This window comes from Metabacillus arenae (assembly GCF_014773385.1).
Taxonomy (GTDB): domain Bacteria; phylum Bacillota; class Bacilli; order Bacillales; family Bacillaceae; genus Metabacillus_D; species Metabacillus_D arenae.
The window spans coordinates 25,492-47,400 of record NZ_JACXAI010000030.1; the positions used below are offsets into that span (position 1 = coordinate 25,492).

Sequence of the window (21,909 nt, forward strand, 5' to 3'; positions counted from 1 at the left end):
AGTGGAAAACCCCCACTGCTGCCAAGTTTCACTTATCCCACATCTAACGGGCAGTAAGGAAAAGAAACTGCCCGTAAGAGTCCGGAAAAAGGACCACAGCCTAAGAGCACGCCACCTTCAGGGCAACGCCTGTGTGACCTACATTCTGTGGGCCAAGGGCTAACCAGCAGTGAAAACCCCCCTGCTGCTAAGTTTCACTTTATCCCACATCTAACGGGCAGTAAGGAAAAAGCACTGCCCGTAAGAGTCCGGAAAAAGGAACACAGCCTAAAAGCGCCACCTTCAGTGGCAACGCCTGTGTGACCTGCAGGCCTCAACTAACCAGCAGTGGAAAACCCCACTGCTGCTAAGTTTCACTTTATCGTAAGAAGAAAGGACTGTCGTTTGATGGACAAACAAATAGCTCAGGAACGTGTGAATGAACTGCATGAATTATTGAATCAATACAACTATGAATATCATGTGCTTGACAAACCGAGTGTTCCTGATTCTGAATATGACCGGCTTATGAAAGAGCTTTATGAGCTGGAAGCTGAGTACCCTGAGTTTAAATCTCCTGATTCGCCTACACAGCGTGTTGGGGGCGAAATATTAGAGGCATTTGAAAAAGTTCAGCATAAAACGCCGATGCTCAGCTTGGGAAATGCTTTTAATGAACAGGATTTAAGAGATTTTGATCGAAGAGTCCGTCAAGGGGTCGGCGATGATGTTCAATATATGGTTGAATTGAAAATCGATGGACTTGCTGTTTCATTGCGTTATGAAAACGGTACGTTTGTCCAAGGAGCGACAAGAGGAGACGGTACAACAGGAGAAGATATTACAGAGAACCTTAAAACGATCCGGTCTATTCCTTTGCGCCTTAAGAAAAGCCTTTCTATTGAAGTTCGCGGAGAGGCTTTTATGCCTAAAAGGTCCTTTGAAAAATTAAATCAAGCAAAAATTGAAAAGGAAGAAGAACCTTTTGCAAACCCGCGCAATGCAGCGGCAGGCTCACTTCGGCAGCTTGATCCGAAAATTGCAGCGAAACGAAATCTGGATATTTACGTCTATAGTATTGCAGACCTTGGTGAAACAGGTGTCATCAAACAAAGTCAAGGTCTTGATTTATTAGATGAACTCGGATTTAAATCGAACAAAGAACGCAAACAATGCCAGTCCATTGATGAAGTGATCGATTTCATTCAAAGCTTCCAAGAGCAGCGAGGTCAGCTTCCTTATGAAATTGATGGCTTAGTCGTCAAAGTAGATTATCTTGAGCAGCAGGAAAAGCTGGGCTATACGGCAAAGAGTCCTCGCTGGGCAATTGCTTATAAGTTTCCAGCCGAAGAAGTAATGACGAAGCTCTTGGCAATTGAACTTAATGTCGGCAGGACAGGTGTTATCACGCCGACAGCCCTTTTAGAGCCTGTAAGAGTAGCTGGTACGACTGTCCAGCGAGCTTCACTCCATAATGAAGATTTAATTCGTGAAAAGGACATAAAACTTGGCGATTATGTTGTCATAAAAAAAGCGGGCGACATTATCCCCGAGGTTGTCAATGTCCTTGAGGAACATCGTACTGGCGATGAACAAGAATTCCAAATGCCGATTAACTGTCCTGAATGTGAAAGTGAGCTTGTGCGAATTGAAGGAGAAGTAGCGCTTCGTTGTATTAATCCAGAATGTCCAGCTCAAATCAGGGAAGGGCTGATTCATTTTGTTTCCCGAAATGCAATGAATATTGATGGTTTAGGTGAACGTGTGATTGCTCAGCTTTTTCAAGAGAAGCTCATACATAATGTTGGGGATCTTTATAAATTGACAAAAGAGCAGGTTATCGCCCTTGAGCGAATGGGTGAGAAGTCAACAGAAAACCTATTAAACGCAATTGACAAATCAAAGGAGAACTCCTTGGAGCGTCTTTTGTTCGGGCTTGGGATCCGTCATGTAGGAGCTAAGGCTGCAAAGACCCTTGCTCAGCATTTTGAGACGATGGAACGATTGCAAAATGCCGAATTTGATGAGATTATAGCGATTAATGAAATTGGAGAAAAAATGGCTGATTCGATTGTAACTTACTTTGAAAAACCTGAGGTTCAAAGCCTTCTTGATGAGCTAAAGACACTGGGAGTATCGATGTCCTACAATGGAGCTAAAGCAGTTAAAGCCGAGGAAAGCGATTCTTATTTTGCAGGAAAAATTATCGTTTTAACTGGTAAGCTTGAGCAGCTTTCAAGAGATGATGCAAAAGCTGAAATTGAACGATTGGGCGGCAATGTGACTGGAAGTGTCAGCAAAAAAACAGATTTAGTGATTGCAGGAGAAGCGGCAGGAAGCAAGTTGACAAAGGCCCAAGATTTAAATATAGAGGTCTGGGATGAAGCAAGACTCCTGGAAGAATTGAAGAAATAGAGGAGTGTTAAAAGTTGAAAAAAATGCTTGTATTATCGGTGGCTGTCATGCTGCTTTTAAGCGCATGCGCTCCGAATTTTGGGGAAGAAGAGGAGCTTGTTCAAGAGACTGATTCGGATACAAAGAAAAAAGCGATAATTCCGAAATACAACATTTCCGATCAGTATTATAAAATGGTTCTTCCATTTGAAGCAGGACAGGCACGCGGATTGGTAGCAGATAACCTTAATACACGCCTGGACATTGATGAATTTGAAACAGGCTTAATGAGAATTGCACAGGATACTTTTTCAACCGAGGAGTATGGTTTTAAAGAAGGTCAGGTATTGGATGCTGAGACAATCCGAAGCTGGCTAAGCCGCAAAAAGGAAGGAGCAGCACTTGAAGAGGCTAAAGAAAAGGATAAGGAATTTAAAAACCTAGGCCTAAACCCTCCGACTAGCAATGCCGAAACGGCTAAAGCACAAAGTGAGGAAAGTCCAATTTACTTAGCTCATATTCTCGAACATAATTATTTTAAAAGAAAGAACGAAGAAACGGTGGAATTCGGTGGTGTTGTGCTTGGATTGGCACTCAATTCTGTTTATTATTACAATCAAGAGGATGGATATCCGCGTCAGCGGCCTATTTCTGATAGTGAGATAAGAGCTGAGGGAGAAAAAATCGCTGCAGAAGTTGTAAAAAGAGTCCGTGCAAAAAAGGGAATGGAAAATATTCCGATTGTCATTGCGATGTATAAGCAGGCACCAAAGTCCTCCATCGTACCAGGTAACTTTTTAACTAAAGCAGAAGTAAAGCCTGGCCAAACAAACATTGGAGACTGGAAAAACCTAAATGAGGAACACCACTTCTTCCCATCACCTGAGGCTACTAAAGCTTACCGTGATGACGCAAGTACATTTGACCGTTTCAAGAATGAAATTGATGAATTTTTCCCTAATTATACAGGAGTAATAGGCAAAGGCTTTTATAAAGATGGAGAACTCCAAGAGTTGAAGATTGAAATCCCAATGCAATTTTACGGAAAAACAGAAGTAATCGCCTTTACACAATTTGTTACGGGAAAAATCATGGAATTCTTCCCTGATTATTTAAACATTGAAGTAGATATACATTCAACAGGCGGACCAGAAGCACTTATCGTCCGAAAACCAAATCAAGAAAAACCAACCGTCCATATATTTGAATAATATACATGAAGAAGGTGTCCCAAATAACGGGGGTACCAGGTACCATTGGTACCTGATACCCCCGTTTCTCTTTATATTTGAAAGTTTTAGCAATTTTCAGGTAGAATGAAAGAAGAGAAGGGGACTGAGGAGAACTAACCCCTTAACAGACTTGGTTTGATAGGACAACTTACAATTTTTTCTATCTATTAAAATCGTAAAAGGGGAGGTAGATGATAGTGATTCCATACAAGCATGAACCATTTACTGATTTTTCGGTCGAATCTAATAAGAAGGCGTATGAAGAGAGTTTAAAATTAGTAAATTCATATCTTGGTCTTGATTATCCTTTGATAATTGGCGGAGAACGTGTCACAACAGATGACAAAATAGTGTCTATTAATCCTGCCAATAAAAAAGAGATCATTGGCCGGGTATCGAAGGCTGATCAAGAATTAGCTGAAAAAGCGATGAAGACTGCTGATGAGACATTTAACCATTGGAGAAAAGTAAAACCTGAAGTTCGTGCAGATATTTTGTTCCGGGCAGCTGCGATCGTGCGCAGACGCAAGCATGAATTTTCTGCATTATTAACGAAAGAAGCTGGTAAGCCGTGGAAAGAGGCAGATGCAGATACAGCAGAGGCAATCGATTTTATGGAGTTTTATGCTCGTCAAATGCTGAAGCTTAAAGACGGAGTTTCTGTTGAAAGCCGTCCAGGCGAATACAATCGCTATGGATATATTCCATTAGGTGTAGGTGTTGTTATTTCACCGTGGAACTTCCCATTTGCGATTATGGCTGGTACAACAGTTGCCGCTATTGTTACTGGCAATACGGTTCTTTTAAAGCCTGCTTCCACAACACCTGTTGTTGCTGCTAAATTTGTAGAAGTAATGGAGAAGGCCGGATTACCGAAAGGTGTTCTTAACTTTATTCCTGGAAGCGGTGCTGAAGTCGGGGATTATTTAGTGGATCATCCACGTACACGCTTCGTATCCTTCACCGGTTCACGTGATGTCGGGACGCGCATTTATGAAAGAGCATCCAAGGTGCATCCAGGCCAGAAATGGTTAAAGCGTGTTATTGCTGAAATGGGCGGAAAAGATACGATTGTTGTAGATAAAGAAGCTGATCTTGAATTAGCAGCACAATCGATTGTTGCATCAGCATTCGGATTTTCAGGTCAAAAATGTTCTGCATGCTCCCGTGCGATCGTGTTAGAAGAAGTTTATGACCAAGTGTTGAACCGCGTAGTTGAACTAACTAAAGAAATTTCTGAAGGAAACCCTGAAAAACCATCTACTTTTATGGGACCTGTCATCGATCAATCCGCATTTGACTAGATTATGAGCTATATACACCTTGGAAATGAGGAAGGTAAAGTTGTAGCAGGAGGAGAAGGAAGTAATTCAAAAGGATTCTTTATCCAGCCTACTGTTGTTGCTGATCTTGCCCCGACAGCCCGTTTAATGCAGGATGAAATTTTCGGACCAGTTGTCGGATTTTCAAAAGCTAAAGATTTTAATGAAGCAATAGAATTTGCAAACAATACAGATTATGGTTTAACTGGTGCTGTCATCTCTAATAACCGTGCACACATTGAGAAGGCTCGAGAGGATTTCCATGTCGGAAACCTTTACTTTAATCGGGGCTGTACAGGAGCAATTGTCGGATATCAGCCATTCGGCGGATTCAACATGTCTGGTACAGATTCCAAAGCGGGCGGTCCTGACTACCTGCTCCTTCACCTCCAAGCACAAACAACTTCTGAAATGCTTTAACTGCTAAATCTCCCTAGTTTCTAGGGAGGTTTTTAATAGGGATTATTGTATTCCGGTCAAAGGTTGCTTCCCATTATCTTAACCTTGCTTAAAAAAAGTAGAAGGGCTTTTATATTTGTGCCGTGTCTCACGCACAAAATACTTATCATCAGGCAGAGATAGGATTTTCTCACGTAAATATCGTTTGCTTTTTAAATAAAACTAACCGTTTTAGAACTTTTCAAAAATGGAGGTGTATAGTGTATGTTAGGAGTAGCTTTATTAAGTAGGTGGCATGTCCATGCCGATGAGTATGCGGAAGAAGTGAAAAATAATCCTTATTTTGAAATAAAGTGTGTCTGGGATGAGGAAAACGAAAGAGGCGTCAGATGGGGAGAGGAGCTTGGTGTTCCTTTTGTTGACGACCTTACTAGCATTTTTAATGACTCAACCATTCAAGCTGTTGTTGTTTCTACACCGACCAACCTACATACGGATATCATTGTACAAGCTGCAAAAAATAAGAAACACATCTTTACTGAAAAGATACTAGCTTTCACCGGTGATGAATGCACAAACATCTATGAAGAGGTAGAAAAAAATGGAGTGTCCCTAATGGTCTCACTCCCGCGTCTTAGCTCTCCTTATTACTTATACGCACAAAAGGCAGTGGATGAAGGGCTGCTTGGGGAACTGACAATGGCCAGGTGCCGAGTAGCACACAATGGAGCTGTTCCATCTGAAGCTTTTCCTGAGGGGTGGCTGCCAGCCCACTTTTATAATAAAGAAGCATGCGGCGGAGGGGCCCTAATTGATTTGGGTGCACACCCGATTTATTTATGTAACCGGCTTTTAGGAAAACCAATAACAGTACAAGCTCATTTTCATTACACCTATCAAAAGGAAGTTGAGGATTCAGCAACAATCATTGTCGAATATGAAAATGGGGTTCTCGCAAATCTCGAAACATCATTTACATCAGAAGACAGTCCCTTTCTTTTAGAGCTATATGGTACTAAAGGATGTCTTTATATAAAAGATGAAGCAATAGAGCTGAGAAAAAACCAAACAAAGAAAATGATTTCAAGCCTTCCAGCCCCTCTGCTCACCCCAATGAATCAATGGGCAGAAGAAATTGTTTCAGGTAAAAAACCATCGATTACAAAGGAAGATATTATCCTTTTGACGACTGTAAATGAAGCCGCCTACCTGTCCCATCATGAAAAACAACAAATTGGATTATAATTAGCAAAAGCCATGGAGATCGCTTTCCCCATGGCTTTTGCTTTTCATTTATTTTAATTCTTCTTCCAATACTTCTTCCATTTCTTTAAAGTTCTCTTTTACGTGTTTAGATGGTCTGCTTGTAATTAAACTTACAACAACGATGGCAAGTAAACTTAAGGAGAAGCCAGGAATCATTTCATACATATCTCCTGTTACTTGCTTAAAGAAAGGGATGCTGATCCAAAGGATGACTACGATTGCACCGACGATCATACCTGCAAGTGCACCCCAGCGGGTCATTCGTTTCCAATACAGGCTTAACAGGATAGCTGGACCGAATGCAGAACCAAATCCTGCCCATGCGTAGCCGACTAATCCTAAGATCGTATCATTTGGAGTCAACGATAAGAGAACAGCAACAACTGCTACAAGTAATACAGCTAAACGGCCAACTAATACAAGCTCTTTGTTACTAGCGTTTCGCTTTACAAAAGTTTTGTAAAAGTCCTCTGTTAATGCACTAGATGTGACCAGCAGCTGAGAGGAGATTGTACTCATAATCGCTGCTAAAATCGCTGCTAACAAGAAGCCTGAAATAAGTGGATGGAACAATACATTTGAAAACATAATAAATACTGTTTCCGGGTCTGCAAGTGTAGCTCCTGTTTCGTTCACATAGGCAATCCCTGTTAAACCAACAAGCATAGCACCAAAAACAGAAATAACCATCCAGGTCATGCCGATTCGGCGGGCAGGCTTCAATTCTTTTACAGAGTTAATTGCCATAAAACGGACTATAATATGAGGCTGACCAAAGTATCCTAGTCCCCAAGCGAAAAACGAAAGAATTCCAATAATCGTCGTTCCTCTAAAAATATCAAGCAATGCAGGATCTACTTCTCGAATGACATCAAATGTAGGCTGTACCCCGCCTAAGTCTGAGAAGGCAACAATAGGCACTAAAATAAGGGCTAAAAACATAATAACACCTTGAACAAAGTCTGTTAAACTTACCGCTAAGAAACCGCCAAATAATGTGTAAGCAACAACAACCCCTGCTGTTAAAAACAAGCCGATTCGATAATCCATTCCAAAAGCAGATTCAAATAAAATACCGCCTGAAACTGCACCTGAAGAGGTATAAAGCGTAAAGAAAATAATAATAACAATTGCAGAAACCATTCGTAAAATTCGTGACTTATCATTAAATCGATTTTCAAAATAATCAGGAATTGTAATGGAGTCATTCGCAACTTCGGTGTATGTCCGCAAACGAGGCGCTACAACTAAATAGTTCACATAAGCTCCTAGAGACAGCCCAATAGCTAACCACATACTTGATAAACCAGTTGTATACATAGCACCTGGCAATCCCATTAACATCCAGCCGCTCATATCAGATGCTCCTGCTGATAATGCTGTTACGGCAGGGCCAAGTCCGCGTCCCCCTAACATATAGCCCTCAATATCATCGGTAGATTTCTTGTAGGCATACAGACCAATAAGAAGCATACCGACAAAATAAATTCCTAAAGACACAATTACTCCGACACTCACTTTATCTCTCCTTCTTTTGACATTTTAGTGTCATCTATTGACAAACCAACAAATGACGTGCTTCGTCTAGACGCTTATGGTTTCTTAACCTAACAAACTATTCCCGATTGTTCAAGGAAATAAACCTGTTTTGGTAAGAAGAGAATCCTTCACTATGTAGTATACCTATTAATATGAAAGCGATTACACAATATAATTAAAGTAAAACTATTCTGACAATTAAAATCTGGGAAAAAAGGCACTTTTCACTATTAGTTGATGAATGAAAAAATGATCTTTTGTTTGCCATTTCCGTATAAAAGGGAAAATAGAAAGTACTATTTTAAAAGGAGCAGATGAAAATGCACATCCATCTAAAACGAATATACGAGGACCCCAGCAGTCATGATGGAAAAAGAATTCTTGTTGACCGTGTATGGCCAAGAGGGATATCAAAGGAAAAAGCCGATTTAGATGAGTGGATGAAAGAGATTGCTCCCACAGGTGAACTAAGAAAATGGTTTAACCACGAGCCAGACCGTTTTGAAAGGTTTACAGAAAAATACAAAGAAGAAATTGAAAATGATTCCACTAAAGCAGATAAGCTAAAGCAGCTAACCGCTTTAGCGAAAAAAGAAAAGGTCACCATTCTATACGGAGCAAAAGATGAAAAGCATAATCATGCGGTCGTTCTTAAAAAAATCATTGAAAATGGCTTACATTAAAGCCATCGTCTCCTATATAAGTTGCTTTACTGCCCTAAACTTTGGTATCATCAGAGTATTGTGATTGTACGACTTCGTGGAGGTGAACAAGAAATGTCCCGCATTTCGATTGATCAAGTAAAACACGTGGCCCACTTGGCCCGATTAGCAATTACCGAAGAAGAAGCAGAAATGTTTACACAGCAATTAGACGCGATCATAACATTTGCTGAACAATTAAATGAACTTGATACTGAGAATGTTGAGCCAACATCTCACGTACTTGATATGAAAAACGTTTTGAGAGAAGATGTACCGGCTAAAGGCTTACCGGTCGAGGATGTTGTGAAAAACGCTCCTGACCATAAAGATGGCTATATCCGAGTACCATCCATTCTTGAATAAGGAGGGGAACTTACATCCATGTCATTATTTGACCATAAAATATCAGAATTAAAAGAGCTCTTACATAAAAAAGAAATCACTGTTACCGATTTAGTGGACGAGTCTTATAAACGTATTAATGAAGTGGACGGAAAAGTCCAAGCATTCTTAACATTAAACGAAGACAAAGCTCGTGACTATGCAAAGCAACTAGATGATGCAATCGGGAATCGGAGCGAGTACGGCTTATTATTTGGTATGCCGATCGGAGTGAAGGACAACATTGTTACGAAGGACTTAAGAACAACATGTTCAAGTAAAATCCTTGAAAATTTTGATCCAATCTATCATGCAACCGTTGCTCAGCGCCTGAATGAAGCAGAAGCTGTGACTATCGGCAAGCTCAATATGGATGAGTTTGCAATGGGCTCTTCTACTGAAAATTCAGGATTCCAATTAACGAAAAACCCTTGGAACCTTGAGACAGTCCCTGGTGGATCAAGCGGTGGATCAGCAGCTACGGTAGCAGCTGGAGAGGTACCATTTTCATTAGGTTCTGATACGGGCGGGTCCATTCGTCAGCCTGCAGCATTTTGTGGAGTAGTCGGTTTAAAACCTACTTATGGACGTGTATCCCGTTTCGGCCTTGTTGCTTTTGCATCCTCTTTAGATCAAATCGGCCCGATTACACGAAATGTTGAAGACAATGCTTACCTCCTGCAAACAATCGCAGGGGTAGACGAAAACGACTCTACATCCGCTAATGTCGAGGTGCCTGATTTCTTATCTGCCCTTACAGGTGATGTAAAAGGCTTAAAAATCGCTGTTCCTAAAGAATACTTAGGAGAGGGCGTCAGTGAAGAATCAAAGCAGTCTGTGCTTGCAGCCTTAAAGGTGCTGGAAGGCCTTGGCGCCACTTGGGAAGAAGTTTCCCTCCCGCACTCTAAGTATGCTCTTGCTACATACTATTTATTATCATCTTCAGAAGCTTCAGCCAACCTATCCCGCTTTGACGGCATCCGTTACGGCTACCGGACAGACAATGCGGAGAACCTAATTGATTTGTACAAGCAAACCCGTTCAGAAGGCTTTGGAAACGAAGTTAAGCGCCGGATTATGCTTGGAACATTTGCGCTAAGCTCCGGATACTATGATGCTTACTATAAAAAAGCTCAAAAGGTACGGACGCTTATTAAAAAAGACTTTGAAGATGTTTTTGAAAAATATGATGTCATCATTGGACCGACAACTCCAACTCCAGCTTTTAAAATTGGAGAAAAAACAGATGACCCATTAACTATGTATGCCAATGATATTTTAACAATCCCAGTAAACCTTGCAGGTGTCCCGGGAATCTCTATCCCATGCGGACTTTCAAACGGATTGCCATTAGGATTGCAAATTATCGGAAAGCACTTTGATGAAAGCACCATTTATCGTGTCGCCCATGCGTTTGAGCAAGCAACCGATCATCATAAAGCAAAACCTGAATTGTAAGGGGTGAGAACAAATGAACTTTGAAACGGTTATTGGACTTGAGGTCCATGTGGAATTAAAAACAAACTCAAAAATTTTCTCTGCGTCACCGAACCATTTCGGGGCAGAGCCTAACTCAAATACAAGTGTCATCGATCTTGGCTACCCAGGTGTTCTGCCAGTATTAAACAAAGAAGCTGTTGATTTTGCGATGAAAGCAGCGATGGCTTTAAACTGTGAAATTGCAACAGACACCAAATTTGACCGTAAAAACTATTTTTATCCGGATAATCCGAAAGCCTACCAAATTTCTCAATTTGACAAGCCGATCGGAGAACATGGCTGGATTGAAATTGAAGTGGACGGCAAAAAGAAAAAAATCGGTATTACGCGTCTTCATTTGGAAGAGGATGCAGGCAAGCTGAATCATACAGGTGAAGGATACTCACTAGTTGATTTTAACCGCCAAGGAACACCGCTCGTAGAGATTGTTTCTGAGCCTGATATCCGCACTCCGGAGGAAGCGTATGCCTACTTAGAAAAATTAAAATCAATTATTCAATACACTGGCGTTTCAGACTGTAAGATGGAAGAAGGCTCTCTCCGTTGTGATGCAAACATTTCCTTGCGCCCGATCGGACAAGAAAAATTCGGAACAAAAACGGAATTAAAGAACTTGAATTCCTTTAACTTTGTTCGCAAAGGGCTTGAACATGAAGAAGTACGTCAGGAAAAAGTCCTTTTATCAGGCGGCATTATTGAACAGGAAACTCGCCGTTTTGACGAGTCAACAGGGAAAACGATCTTGATGCGTGTCAAAGAAGGGTCAGACGATTATCGTTACTTCCCAGAGCCTGATCTGCTCTCCCTTTACATTGATGATGAATGGAAAGAGCGCGTGCGCTCCACCATACCAGAGCTGCCGGATCAACGTAAAAAACGCTATGTTGAAGAGCTCGGTTTACCTGCTTATGATGCCAAAGTTTTAACACTGACAAAAGAAATGTCTGATTTCTTCGAAGAAACGGTCAAAGCAGGCGGCGATGCCAAGCAAGCATCTAACTGGTTGATGGGAGAAGTATCTGCTTACCTGAATGCAGAGCAAAAAGAATTAAGTGATGCCGCTCTTACACCAGATGGGTTAGCTGGATTAATCGCCTTAATTGAAAAAGGAACCATTTCTTCCAAAATTGCGAAAAAGGTCTTCAAGGAACTGATTGAAAAAGGCGGAGATCCAGAACAAATTGTCAAAGACAAAGGGCTAGTTCAAATCTCTGATGAAGGCACATTACGCAAAATGGTGAACGAAGCGCTGGATGCCAACCCGCAATCCGTCGAAGACTTTAAAAACGGAAAAGACCGGGCAATCGGGTTTTTAGTAGGCCAGATAATGAAAGCAAGTAAAGGCCAGGCAAATCCTCCAATGGTTAATAAGCTATTGCTTGAAGAAATTAACAAACGATAATAGTGTAAAGGCACCTGGAAGAAACGTTTTCAAGGTGCCTTTGGCTTTATTATGGATGCTATCTCTAAATTTGGTTGCAATACGCAGCTTCTTAGACCTAGAATTCTGGTGTAGCTTGAAGTAGAGGTCTGATGTGAGTTTGAAGCAATCAGGGGTGCACCGTTTGCCTTTTTGTAAATGTCAAATAAATAAAAAAGTAACAATCTCTTAAACAAACTTTAAAAAAGAGTTTATTAATTAAACGTTTGTTTGATTCAAATCGGCTTGTTTCAATAGACTTTTTACAATATGCTGGACTTGACGTTTGTTTCTTAGCTTTTTCGGGCATGTTATTGAAAGCTAGTCGTACTTGCGAATTTTTATAGGAGTAGTATAATTAATCCTTGGTCAGAAAGATTGGATTACATTCTATACTTTTAGGATGATGGGGAAATGAAAAAAGCGAGAATTATCTATAATCCTACTTCAGGGCGGGAGTTATTTAGAAGACACTTACCTGAAGTATTAGCCAAATTTGAAGTAGCCGGATATGAAACCTCCTGCCATGCAACAACATGTGAGGGAGACGCGATAAAGGCGGCTAAGCTTGCATGTGAGCGTCAGTATGACCTTATTATCGCAGCAGGCGGCGATGGCACAATAAATGAAGTGGTAAATGGAATTGCTGAGATGGAGTACAGGCCAAAGGTAGCCGTTGTGCCAGTCGGGACAACGAACGACTTTGCACGAGCTATTGGCATCCCGCGCGAAGATGTGCTCCGGGCAGTTGATACGATATTGGAAGGCGAAGCCCGTGCGATAGATATCGGTCGAGTGAACGATCAATATTTTGTAAACATTGCCGGCGGCGGAAGGTTAACCGAGTTAACATATGAAGTGCCGAGTAAGCTGAAAACTGTGATGGGTCAGCTTGCATACTATTTAAAAGGAATCGAAATGCTTCCATCCATTCGTCCGACAGAGGTCGAAATTGAATATGATGGTAAGCTTTTTCAAGGTGAAATTATGATGTTTCTAGTGTCACTGACGAACTCAGTCGGCGGCTTTGAAAAGCTTGCACCAGACTCCAGCTTAAATGACGGCATGTTCGATCTGCTTATCTTAAAGAAGGCAAACATTGCCGAATTTATAAAGGTAGCCAGCATGGCGATGCGCGGCGAGCATATTAATGATGAACATATTATCTATACAAAAGCGAATCGAGTGAAGATAAACTCTCAAGCAAAAATGCAGCTAAACCTTGACGGCGAATACGGGGGACTTGTCCCAGCCGAATTCGAAAACTTATACCGTCATATTGAATTCATCACATCCAAAGAAAAAGCAGAAAAAATGAATCAGTAAACTTGGCTTTTGCAGCCAAGTTTTTGTGTTGTATGCTGCTTTCTTTTATAAAAAAAGCATTTGTAAAAGAAGATGAGCACACAACAGGCCCATTTAAATGAGGTGACATACAAATGATACCTGTACAGAAAAATGAATATTATCATGTGGCGTTTGAGGACCTCACACATGATGGAGCCGGAGTAGCAAAGGTGGAAGGCTTCCCGATCTTTGTACCCAATGCTTTGCCCGGTGAAAAAGGCAAAATAAAGATTACAAAAACAAAAAAAGGCTTTGCTTTTGGAAGATTGATTGAATTAACAGAGGAAAGTGAGCACCGGACAAATGCTCCTTGCCCAATATACAAACAATGCGGCGGCTGCCAGCTTCAGCATTTCAGCTATGAAGGACAGCTTGCGTTTAAGCGAAAGCAAGTGAAGGAAGTGCTTTCAAGAATTGGCAAACTGAACATGGATGAGGTAACTGTCCATCCGACATTAGGAATGAAAGATCCGTGGAACTACCGGAACAAAGCCCAAGTTCCAGTCGGTGAAAGAGAAGGCGGACTCGTCGCAGGCTTCTATCAACAGCGAAGCCACGAAATCATTGACATGGAAAAATGCCTAATCCAGCAAGCAGCAAATGACGAAATCGTCCAAGCAGTTAAAAATATTTGCAGCAGCCATGGAATCCGCGCCTACAACGAACAAAAACACAAAGGCTGGCTCCGTCACATCATGGTCCGCTACGGCGTCGTCTCAAAGGAAATCATGATCGTATTCGTCACAAAAACAAACGATTTTCCTCATAAAAAAGCAATCATAGACGAGATCATTTCTATTTACCCAAACGTAAAATCAATCGTTCAAAACATCAACCCAAAACGCACAAATGTCATCTTCGGCGATGAAACAAATGTCCTTTGGGGAGAAGAATACATCTACGACTATATCGGCGACATCAAATTCGCCATCTCGGCCCGTTCCTTCTATCAAGTCAACCCAGAACAAACAAAAGCCCTCTATGACAAAGCCCTGGAATACGCCCAGCTGACAGGAAAAGAAAACGTCATCGACGCTTACTGCGGCATCGGCACCATCACCCTTTTCCTGGCGCAAAAGGCGAAAAAAGTATATGGAGTGGAAATTGTTCCGGAAGCAATTGAAGACGCAAAGAGAAATGCTTTACTCAATGGGATTGAGAATGCAGAATTCGCAGTTGGAGAAGCAGAAGTGGTTATTCCTGAGTGGAGAAAGCAAGGAATTAAGCCTGATGTCATTGTGGTCGATCCACCTCGAAAGGGCTGCGATGAGGCGCTATTGGAGACGATACTAGAGATGAAGCCGCAGCGGGTGGTTTATGTTTCTTGTAATCCTGCGACGCTTGCTCGGGATTTGGAAGTTCTTGAGCGTGGCGGGTTTAAGACGATGGAAGTTCAGCCTGTTGATATGTTTCCGCATACTGCGCATGTGGAGTGCGTCTCGCAGATAGTTTTAAAAGAAGCAGCAGGCCCCAAATAGGGATTCCTGCTGCTTTTTATTAGCAACGATATATCGTAGTTAATTTTGTTGGAATTTTTAGTACTTATTATTGAAAATAACATTCTTTTCATTTTACTGTGGTTTTTAATTATGTTCGGTAAATAAGCGTCTTTAGATTACTTGCAAAACATAGTGGATATAGAATTTCTAAAAAAATTGACCAGCAAGCTCTACACAATAGATATAAGTTATTCAACTTTCGCACATTGAAAATCGGTCTTGTTTTAGGTCTATCAAAGCTTCAAGAACGATCAACTTTACTTCTTGACTATTGCCTTTAAACAAGAAAAAGCACCTGATTCTTTGTTATAGTAGAATTGACTAGAAACCATTACCACAAAGAAGAGGTGCCTTCTCTATGATAAAGGAACAATACTCAAATGAGCAACTACCAAATGAACTTTCTTCTGTATTCACTGAATTACAAGTATCGAAACACCTGCGTCAAGCGGGGATTCGAAAAAGCTTTGGGTTTTCATGTACCTATTTGTTTCAACTAGTTTTCTGTCTGATTTTTCATCAAAAAAATTGGTTTAACCTTTTTATTTCTAAGAAGAATGATTGTTATCCAGGCAAAGATACCGTCTATCGTTTTTTATATCACTCCAAGTTTGCTTGGAGAAAATTCCTTTTGCACTTTAGCGAAGCTACCATTCAAAAAGTCAGTATACTTACATCAAAGAACCGTCCAAAAGTGCTCATTATTGACGACTCTACGTTTGACCGTAATCGTAGTAAAAATGTTGAATTACTTGCCCGTTGTTTTGATCACGCTTCTTTGAAGATGCGATTTTATAAAGGATTTCGAATGTTTATATTAGGCTGGTCAGACGGTCATACCTTCATGCCGATTGATTTCTCTTTGCTAAGCTCAAAAACGTCTACCATTAATGGGATGAACGAAAAAATTGAAAAGCGATGTTCTGGTTATAAACGTAGTACTGAAGCACTCCAGTCTGCACCTAACCAAATTCCAGCGATGATTGATCGAGCGTTATCCAATGGGATTGAAGCTTCTTACGTGTTGATGGATACCTGGTTTACTCAACAACCTCTGATTCAAGCAATTGTCGAACAAGGGCTTGATGTGATTGGGATGGTGAAGAATGCCAAGCAGCGCTACAACGTAAATGGACAAAGGCTTTCCTTAAAACAACTCTATCGATCTGCGACGCCACTTCAAGGAAAGAAAGGGCTACGCCACACAGATGAACGTACACTAGGTGGATTATTTTATGACCTTTGTGACGAAGTGAATGAACTTGATTGGGCTGTTGCATTGCAGCAATTAATCGAGCTTCTTCAAGATGTATTAAAGAAAACGAATAAACAAACACAACAATTACTTAATAATCAACTATCACAATGGGTTGCAGGTTTACCTAGTTATATCAGGGCTTACCTGCCTAATTTGGTCTGCGAAAGTTGAGTAAGTTATTAAAGATTGATATCCCCTAGCTAAATGTTCTAGATGGGAGCAATCTTTTCTTGTTTTGAATTGCTGATTAGAAAGCACATATGTTTAATGCTCTAGAAGGTGCTGAAAAATTTATAGAAGCTTTATAGAAAAAGCAGTGTAATATTTGCTTACCTAATAGATTAAACAGAGTAGTTTAAAACCAAATGTGTAGTATTCGTATGAAGAACCCTCTTTCGAAGAAGTAATTAATACTGTCACCCAGATCCTCAGTCAAATACTGCATATACGGATTGGAAAGGGAATAATTAATAGTATCTAAAATAAAAAGGTGTTTTTAATTATGGATCTGAATAAATAGAAAAATCTGAGCCAGCTGGACATATAGATGAAGCTAAAATATGTGCAATTAACAGATTCCCTGCTATATGGTTACAAAAAGGAAGGTCAAGGTGATACATGGATGCAGGCAGATCGTAACTATTGCAGTTGAATGGGTTGAAAATTATTTAAAAGAAAGAAATGAAACTTTAAATAAATTTTATCCATGGAGATAATTCCTGCTAAAACCCTATGATGCAGTATATTTTCATGGACCAACTTAGTTAAGTTTTGAAAAATTTGACTAATGCTTGAAGTTTTTAAGGAAGTGAAGAAATTATTTAATGGTCGGCATTATATGAGAACCGCTCAAACCCTTGATATATAAGGGTTTCTCTACGATTTGCTAACAAAATGCTAACATCAGGAATAGAAAAGAGGTTTCTCATTAGTTGATTAAACTTTTGGGAAGCCTTTTTCTTTTTGCTTACGTTAAGAGGTGAGGCAATATTAATAATAATCACCCACTGATCTACGATCTACTCCATGGTTTATTCTTATTGCTACTTAAGGTTGAATTCAACTCAGCAATGGCTAATCTACTTAAAATGTTGGTTTTAGTCGGTCTTTGATTACAGCTATTGAAATGTACCTGTGTATGGCGAAGTATGAAAGACTGTTTATAACTAAAATTTTTCTGGTAAAAAGGTATAAAACTAAGTTTTGATAATCAAAAATGTTAAGAATTTGATTGATTTTCAATAAGATCAGCCAAAAGGGACAGGCTGTGGAGTAACTCTTGTATTACATAGACAATTACTGTGCAGCAAATAATGGTAAACATTTCCAGTTAATCTTTACTGTTATAATAAATGTGTAGAAAAATTAAAGGGGAGTATGTATTTCAAATTGATTGACTACATTGTTAACATATTTCCTAACTAAAGGAAATTTTCTATACCCAAAACAAAATGAAAACGCTTTACAATTAAACACAGAAACAAAGTCGAGAGGAAGGGACTTATGAATGCTAGACAACAACATATATTAAAAGAACTGATTGCTACTAATAAACCAATTAAGGGTGATCAATTAGCTTCTTTAATACAAGTAACCTCTCGTACCATTCGAAATGATTTAAAAGTTATAGATCAACAGTTAAATGAAGCTGGGGCAAAGATTGTTTCTGTTAGGAACCAGGGGTACCAGCTGGATGTTATAGATGAAGAGGCATTTAAGCAATTTATCTATAACATTATTGAAATAGACGATAATATTCCAGTGGAACCGGAAGACCGGGTACAGTGTTTAGTGAAGAAGTTTCTGTTGAGCCCTGAGTATCTAAAAGTAGAAGATTTAGCAGACGAATTGTATGTAAGTAGATCTACCTTAAAAAATGATTTAAAAGATGTCAAAGTTATCTTAAAGCAATATAATCTTGACCTTTTCCAACGACCTAAGTATGGTTTAATTCTTTCAGGTTCAGAGAGGAATATACGTTTTGCTATTTCAGAATTACTGTTTCGTCATACAGTTATGGTTGTGGACAACATGGAACAGGGGTCTTGGCTATTACCGGAAGATAAGCTGGATTTAATTCGTGATACGGCATTAAAACAGCTAAGATCATTTGAACTCAATATATCTGATATTGCCTTGCAAAATTTAGTTGTACATATTGCCATTGCTTATAAAAGAGTAAAGATTGAGCAATATGTAGAAAGTCTAAATGCTATAGAGGAAGACATTAAAACGAAGAGGGAATATGAAGTTGCAAAGAAGATTATAAGAAGCATTGAGGAAACGTTAGACATCAGTTTTCCAAGTGTAGAAATTTTATACGTCGCGATGCATTTGTTAGGAACTAGGTTACTATTAAATAAGAATCAAGCAGTTTTGTTAAATAGCTTCGATCGAATGATTCTAAAAACAGTTGAGCGATTAATTGTATTAGTAGAGAGCCAAATGAACTTAGGAATCATTCATGATAAAGAATTATTTGCTGCCATTGCTCTCCACTTAAAACCCGCGATTCATCGTTTTAAACATGGCATGAATTTACGAAATCCGATGTTGGAGGCTATTAAGGTCAATTACCCGATTGCTTTTGAGGCTGCCATTTCAGCGGGGAAAGTGATTGAGGAAGACTTTAATATTGTCATTAATGAAAACGAAGTAGGTTATATTGCGCTACATTTCGGTGCTGCCATAGAGAGGGCAAAGTTAAATACCAAACCAAAGCGGTGTCTGATTGTTTGTACTACAGGTCTTGGCAGTTCACAATTATTATTGTATAAGATGCGATCAAGATTTGGCAATAAACTTACCATCTTAGGTACAACCGAATTACATAACCTCCCAAAATATAAGGAAGAGGACATCGATTTTATTGTTAGTACGGTGCCACTACCAGATTCGATTACTATCCCCAATGTGGTCATCAGTACCCTGTTGGGTGAAAGTGAACTGACAAAAATCGAACAAATTGTTGGAGGTTATAAAGAATCAGTTATTGATAAATATATGAGAGAAGACTTGATTTTTCTTCACTTAGCCTGTGAGAATCCCGATCAGGTAATTGAATTTTTAGGGAAGCAATTAATAGAAAAAGGAATGACTGGAGAGGGGATCATTGAAACGGTAAAGGACCGAGAACGTGCTGCTTCGACTAGCTATGGTAACTTAGTAGCTATTCCACATCCATTAGAGGCAAAATCTCCAGAGACTTTCTGGACGATTGCTACATTGGAAAAGCCGATAGATTGGGGGAAAAATAAAGTCCAATTTGTTTGTTTACTGCATGTTGCTGATGAGAATAAAAAGGAGTTAGAGCCGATGTATGAAAAACTATTTCGGTTTATCGATGATAGAGAAATCATTCAACATCTTATCACAGCAACGGATCGCTCTGAAATTGTAAAGCTGATCAAGAGGATGTAGTTATGGCTACATTCTCTTATTTTTGGAATGTTTTCACTGTTATTTAAATCGACAATTTCTTTCCTTTACACACGGAAAAAGGTTGGCTTTTGATGAAAACGTTTTCTCTGTATAGTTTAGTTAAGCAAAAAAATTAACAAAAAGAAGGTGACAACTTGGAAAATCAAGAGATAATTATGGGTATCATCATTCATGGTGGTAATGGAAGAAGCTGTGCGATGAGAGCGATAGCAGAAGCTAAAAAAGGCCAATTTGAAGAAGCTGAGAAGTTAGTAGAGGAATCTAGCGAGGAGATAAACAAGGCTCATCGAATCCAAACCGATTTAATTCAGGCGGAAGCAAGAGGTGATGGTACAGAGATTTCTTTATTAATGGTACATGCACAGGATCACTTAATGAACGCGATGACAGTGAGAGACTTATCAATAGAAATCATTGATCTTACTAAAAAAACTATTCATTTGTAGGAGGAGATAGGAATGAAAAACATTTTATTAGTTTGTGCAGCAGGAATGTCAACAAGCATGCTTGTTAGAAAAATGGAGCAGGCGGCAGAAGAGAAAGATGAAGAAATAAAAATCAAAGCTACAGGTGGTGGCGATATCAAGAAATATATTGATGATGCTAATGTATTACTTTTGGGTCCACAAATCGCATACAAGAAAGAAAGCTATACTAAAGAATTTGGTGGTCCAGAAGGGATTCCCGTCGATATTATTAATATGGTAGATTATGGAACCATGAATGGAAAGAAAGTGCTTGATTTTGCACTAGAATTAATAAATAAGTGATGCAAATCAACCAATAATTGTTTTGGTTTATGAGGTAGTACACTAACATATATAGGGGGGAAACACATGAAATTAAATATGGAAGCTTTTCAACAAAAAGTTCAACCAATAGCCAATAACTTATCAGAAAATAGATATTTAAAGGCTATTATGGGTGGTATGATGGCGGCTCTACCTGCAGTTATCATCGGATCATTGGCTGCAATTTTAAAACAATTGCCAATAGAAGCCTATCAAAATTTTATTATCTCAAACGGTATTGATCATTTTTTACAACTGCCAGTTACCTTTACGACCAATTTTTTAGCAGTAATATTCTTGATTAGTATTTCAAACAGTTTAGCAGAAACCTTTGATGTAAAAGGTATCATACCTGCAATTATGGCTCTGATCTCTTTCTTTATCATTACCCCAGTTGAACCAATTATAGACGATATAGGAATGGCATCGGCAATCATTCCGATGCAGTGGTTAGGTGCAACAGGTATATTTACAGCAATCATTGTCTCAATCGTATCAACTAGGTTGTTTGTTTTTATCACACAAAAAGGCTGGACTATTAAAATGCCAGAATCTGTTCCACCGTTTATTAAGAACTCATTCGCTAGCCTTATCCCAGGAACAATCATAGTGGCACTCTTTGTAATTATTACAGCAATCTTTGCAAACACTTCGTTTGGAAGTGTACACGCATTTATTTATGGATTATTGCAAACGCCATTACAGCAACTCGGCGGAAATATATGGGCCATATTAATTGTTGCATTGATTGGTCAATTATTATGGTTCTTTGGTATTCATGGAACAATGGTAACTTTTAGTGTTGTAATGCCTGTATGGATGGCTTTGGATGCCCAACAATTAAGTGCGTATTCTGCAGGTCAAGAATTACCAAATATAGTTGGTTTAAACTTTTTTGCAGTCTATACTTTTGGAGGCTCAGCTTTAGGGCTGTGTATATTAATGATAATAGCTAGAAGTAAAAGATATAAGACACTAGGTAGACTGTCTATTGTACCAGCAGCTTTTGGTATAACGGAACCGGTTATATTTGGAACACCATTAGTTTTTAATCCATTATTTGCAATTCCATTTATTTTTAATAACTGTATTTCTTTAACTCTTGCATATCTTGCAACAGTGGTGGGCATTATTCCACCTTTAACTGGAGTAACTGCACCAGCTGGGATGCCAATAATATTACAAGGTCTAATGGCGGGTAGTTGGCAAACTGCATTATTCCAAGTTGCATTAATCGTTATATGGGTAGGATTATGGTATCCATTTTTCAGAATTGCGGAAAAACAAGCAATACAACAAGAAAATGTTAAATCGGAAGATGATAATAAGGCTAGTGTACGAACGGTTAACTAATAATTTCTGATATATAACATTTGTGGATTAAATAGTCTCTTAGATAATTTGAGAGACTATTTAATTTATGACTAACTAAAAGGG

General features: G+C 39.3%; 15 protein-coding genes and 1 pseudogene. 15 read left to right on the forward strand and 1 reads right to left on the reverse strand.

The annotated features are described in order from the left end of the window. The first annotated feature begins 387 nt into the window (after nucleotides 1-387). The 4 genes and pseudogenes from ligA (at nucleotide 388) to IC621_RS19380 (ending at nucleotide 6,571) form a co-directional block, all read left to right on the forward strand. Nucleotides 388-2,394: an NAD-dependent DNA ligase LigA gene (gene ligA / locus IC621_RS19365; protein WP_191160509.1), complete on the forward strand. Its 2,007-nt coding sequence runs from the start codon at nucleotides 388-390 to the stop codon at nucleotides 2,392-2,394. A gap of 14 nt (nucleotides 2,395-2,408) precedes the next feature. Next, nucleotides 2,409-3,584, forward strand: a complete 1,176-nt coding sequence (locus IC621_RS19370) for a CamS family sex pheromone protein (RefSeq protein WP_191160511.1) — start codon at nucleotides 2,409-2,411, stop codon at nucleotides 3,582-3,584. A gap of 215 nt (nucleotides 3,585-3,799) precedes the next feature. Next, nucleotides 3,800-5,347 (forward strand): annotated as a pseudogene (gene pruA, locus IC621_RS19375) (L-glutamate gamma-semialdehyde dehydrogenase). A gap of 243 nt (nucleotides 5,348-5,590) precedes the next feature. Next, nucleotides 5,591-6,571, forward strand: coding sequence for a Gfo/Idh/MocA family protein (locus tag IC621_RS19380; protein WP_191160513.1), 981 nt, complete (start codon nucleotides 5,591-5,593; stop codon nucleotides 6,569-6,571). 48 nt (nucleotides 6,572-6,619) lie between these two features. On the opposite strand, the gene putP is transcribed toward IC621_RS19380, so the two are convergent. Next, nucleotides 6,620-8,110: a sodium/proline symporter PutP gene (putP, locus tag IC621_RS19385; protein WP_191160515.1), complete on the reverse strand. Its 1,491-nt coding sequence runs from the start codon at nucleotides 8,108-8,110 to the stop codon at nucleotides 6,620-6,622. A gap of 341 nt (nucleotides 8,111-8,451) precedes the next feature. On the opposite strand from putP, the gene IC621_RS19390 reads away from it, so the two are divergent. The 11 genes from IC621_RS19390 to IC621_RS19440 all read left to right on the forward strand — a co-directional run bounded on the left by IC621_RS19390 (nucleotide 8,452) and on the right by IC621_RS19440 (nucleotide 21,825). Continuing rightward, entirely contained in the window at nucleotides 8,452-8,814 is a 363-nt protein-coding gene (locus tag IC621_RS19390; RefSeq protein ID WP_191160517.1) for a DUF488 domain-containing protein, read from the forward strand. Between the two features lie 93 nt (nucleotides 8,815-8,907). Then, entirely contained in the window at nucleotides 8,908-9,198 is a 291-nt protein-coding gene (gene gatC, locus IC621_RS19395; protein ID WP_191160519.1) for an Asp-tRNA(Asn)/Glu-tRNA(Gln) amidotransferase subunit GatC, read from the forward strand. Between the two features lie 18 nt (nucleotides 9,199-9,216). After that, on the forward strand, nucleotides 9,217-10,674 hold the full coding sequence (gene gatA / locus IC621_RS19400; protein ID WP_191160521.1) for an Asp-tRNA(Asn)/Glu-tRNA(Gln) amidotransferase subunit GatA: 1,458 nt from the start codon (nucleotides 9,217-9,219) through the stop codon (nucleotides 10,672-10,674). 13 nt (nucleotides 10,675-10,687) lie between these two features. Further along, on the forward strand, nucleotides 10,688-12,118 hold the full coding sequence (gatB, locus tag IC621_RS19405; protein ID WP_191160523.1) for an Asp-tRNA(Asn)/Glu-tRNA(Gln) amidotransferase subunit GatB: 1,431 nt from the start codon (nucleotides 10,688-10,690) through the stop codon (nucleotides 12,116-12,118). 432 nt (nucleotides 12,119-12,550) lie between these two features. After that, on the forward strand, nucleotides 12,551-13,462 hold the full coding sequence (locus tag IC621_RS19410) for a diacylglycerol kinase (protein WP_191160525.1): 912 nt from the start codon (nucleotides 12,551-12,553) through the stop codon (nucleotides 13,460-13,462). 113 nt (nucleotides 13,463-13,575) lie between these two features. After that, nucleotides 13,576-14,961 (forward strand): 23S rRNA (uracil(1939)-C(5))-methyltransferase RlmD, encoded by a 1,386-nt coding sequence (gene rlmD / locus IC621_RS19415; RefSeq protein WP_224752657.1) that lies wholly within the window; start codon nucleotides 13,576-13,578, stop codon nucleotides 14,959-14,961. 379 nt (nucleotides 14,962-15,340) lie between these two features. Continuing rightward, on the forward strand, nucleotides 15,341-16,411 hold the full coding sequence (locus IC621_RS19420; protein WP_191160527.1) for an IS4 family transposase: 1,071 nt from the start codon (nucleotides 15,341-15,343) through the stop codon (nucleotides 16,409-16,411). A 1,332-nt stretch (nucleotides 16,412-17,743) separates the two neighbouring features. Continuing rightward, nucleotides 17,744-19,660, forward strand: coding sequence for a BglG family transcription antiterminator (locus IC621_RS19425; RefSeq protein ID WP_191160529.1), 1,917 nt, complete (start codon nucleotides 17,744-17,746; stop codon nucleotides 19,658-19,660). Between the two features lie 176 nt (nucleotides 19,661-19,836). Next, a complete protein-coding gene (locus IC621_RS19430) occupies nucleotides 19,837-20,127 on the forward strand; it encodes a PTS lactose/cellobiose transporter subunit IIA (RefSeq protein WP_224752661.1) in 291 nt (96 codons plus the stop codon). Between the two features lie 12 nt (nucleotides 20,128-20,139). Further along, the gene (locus tag IC621_RS19435) at nucleotides 20,140-20,451 is read left to right on the forward strand and encodes a PTS sugar transporter subunit IIB (protein ID WP_191160533.1); all 312 of its coding nucleotides are present in this window, start codon (nucleotides 20,140-20,142) and stop codon (nucleotides 20,449-20,451) included. Nucleotides 20,452-20,517: 66 nt separating this feature from the next. Then, the gene (locus IC621_RS19440; RefSeq protein ID WP_191160535.1) at nucleotides 20,518-21,825 is read left to right on the forward strand and encodes a PTS sugar transporter subunit IIC; all 1,308 of its coding nucleotides are present in this window, start codon (nucleotides 20,518-20,520) and stop codon (nucleotides 21,823-21,825) included. The last annotated feature ends 84 nt before the right edge of the window (nucleotides 21,826-21,909 follow it).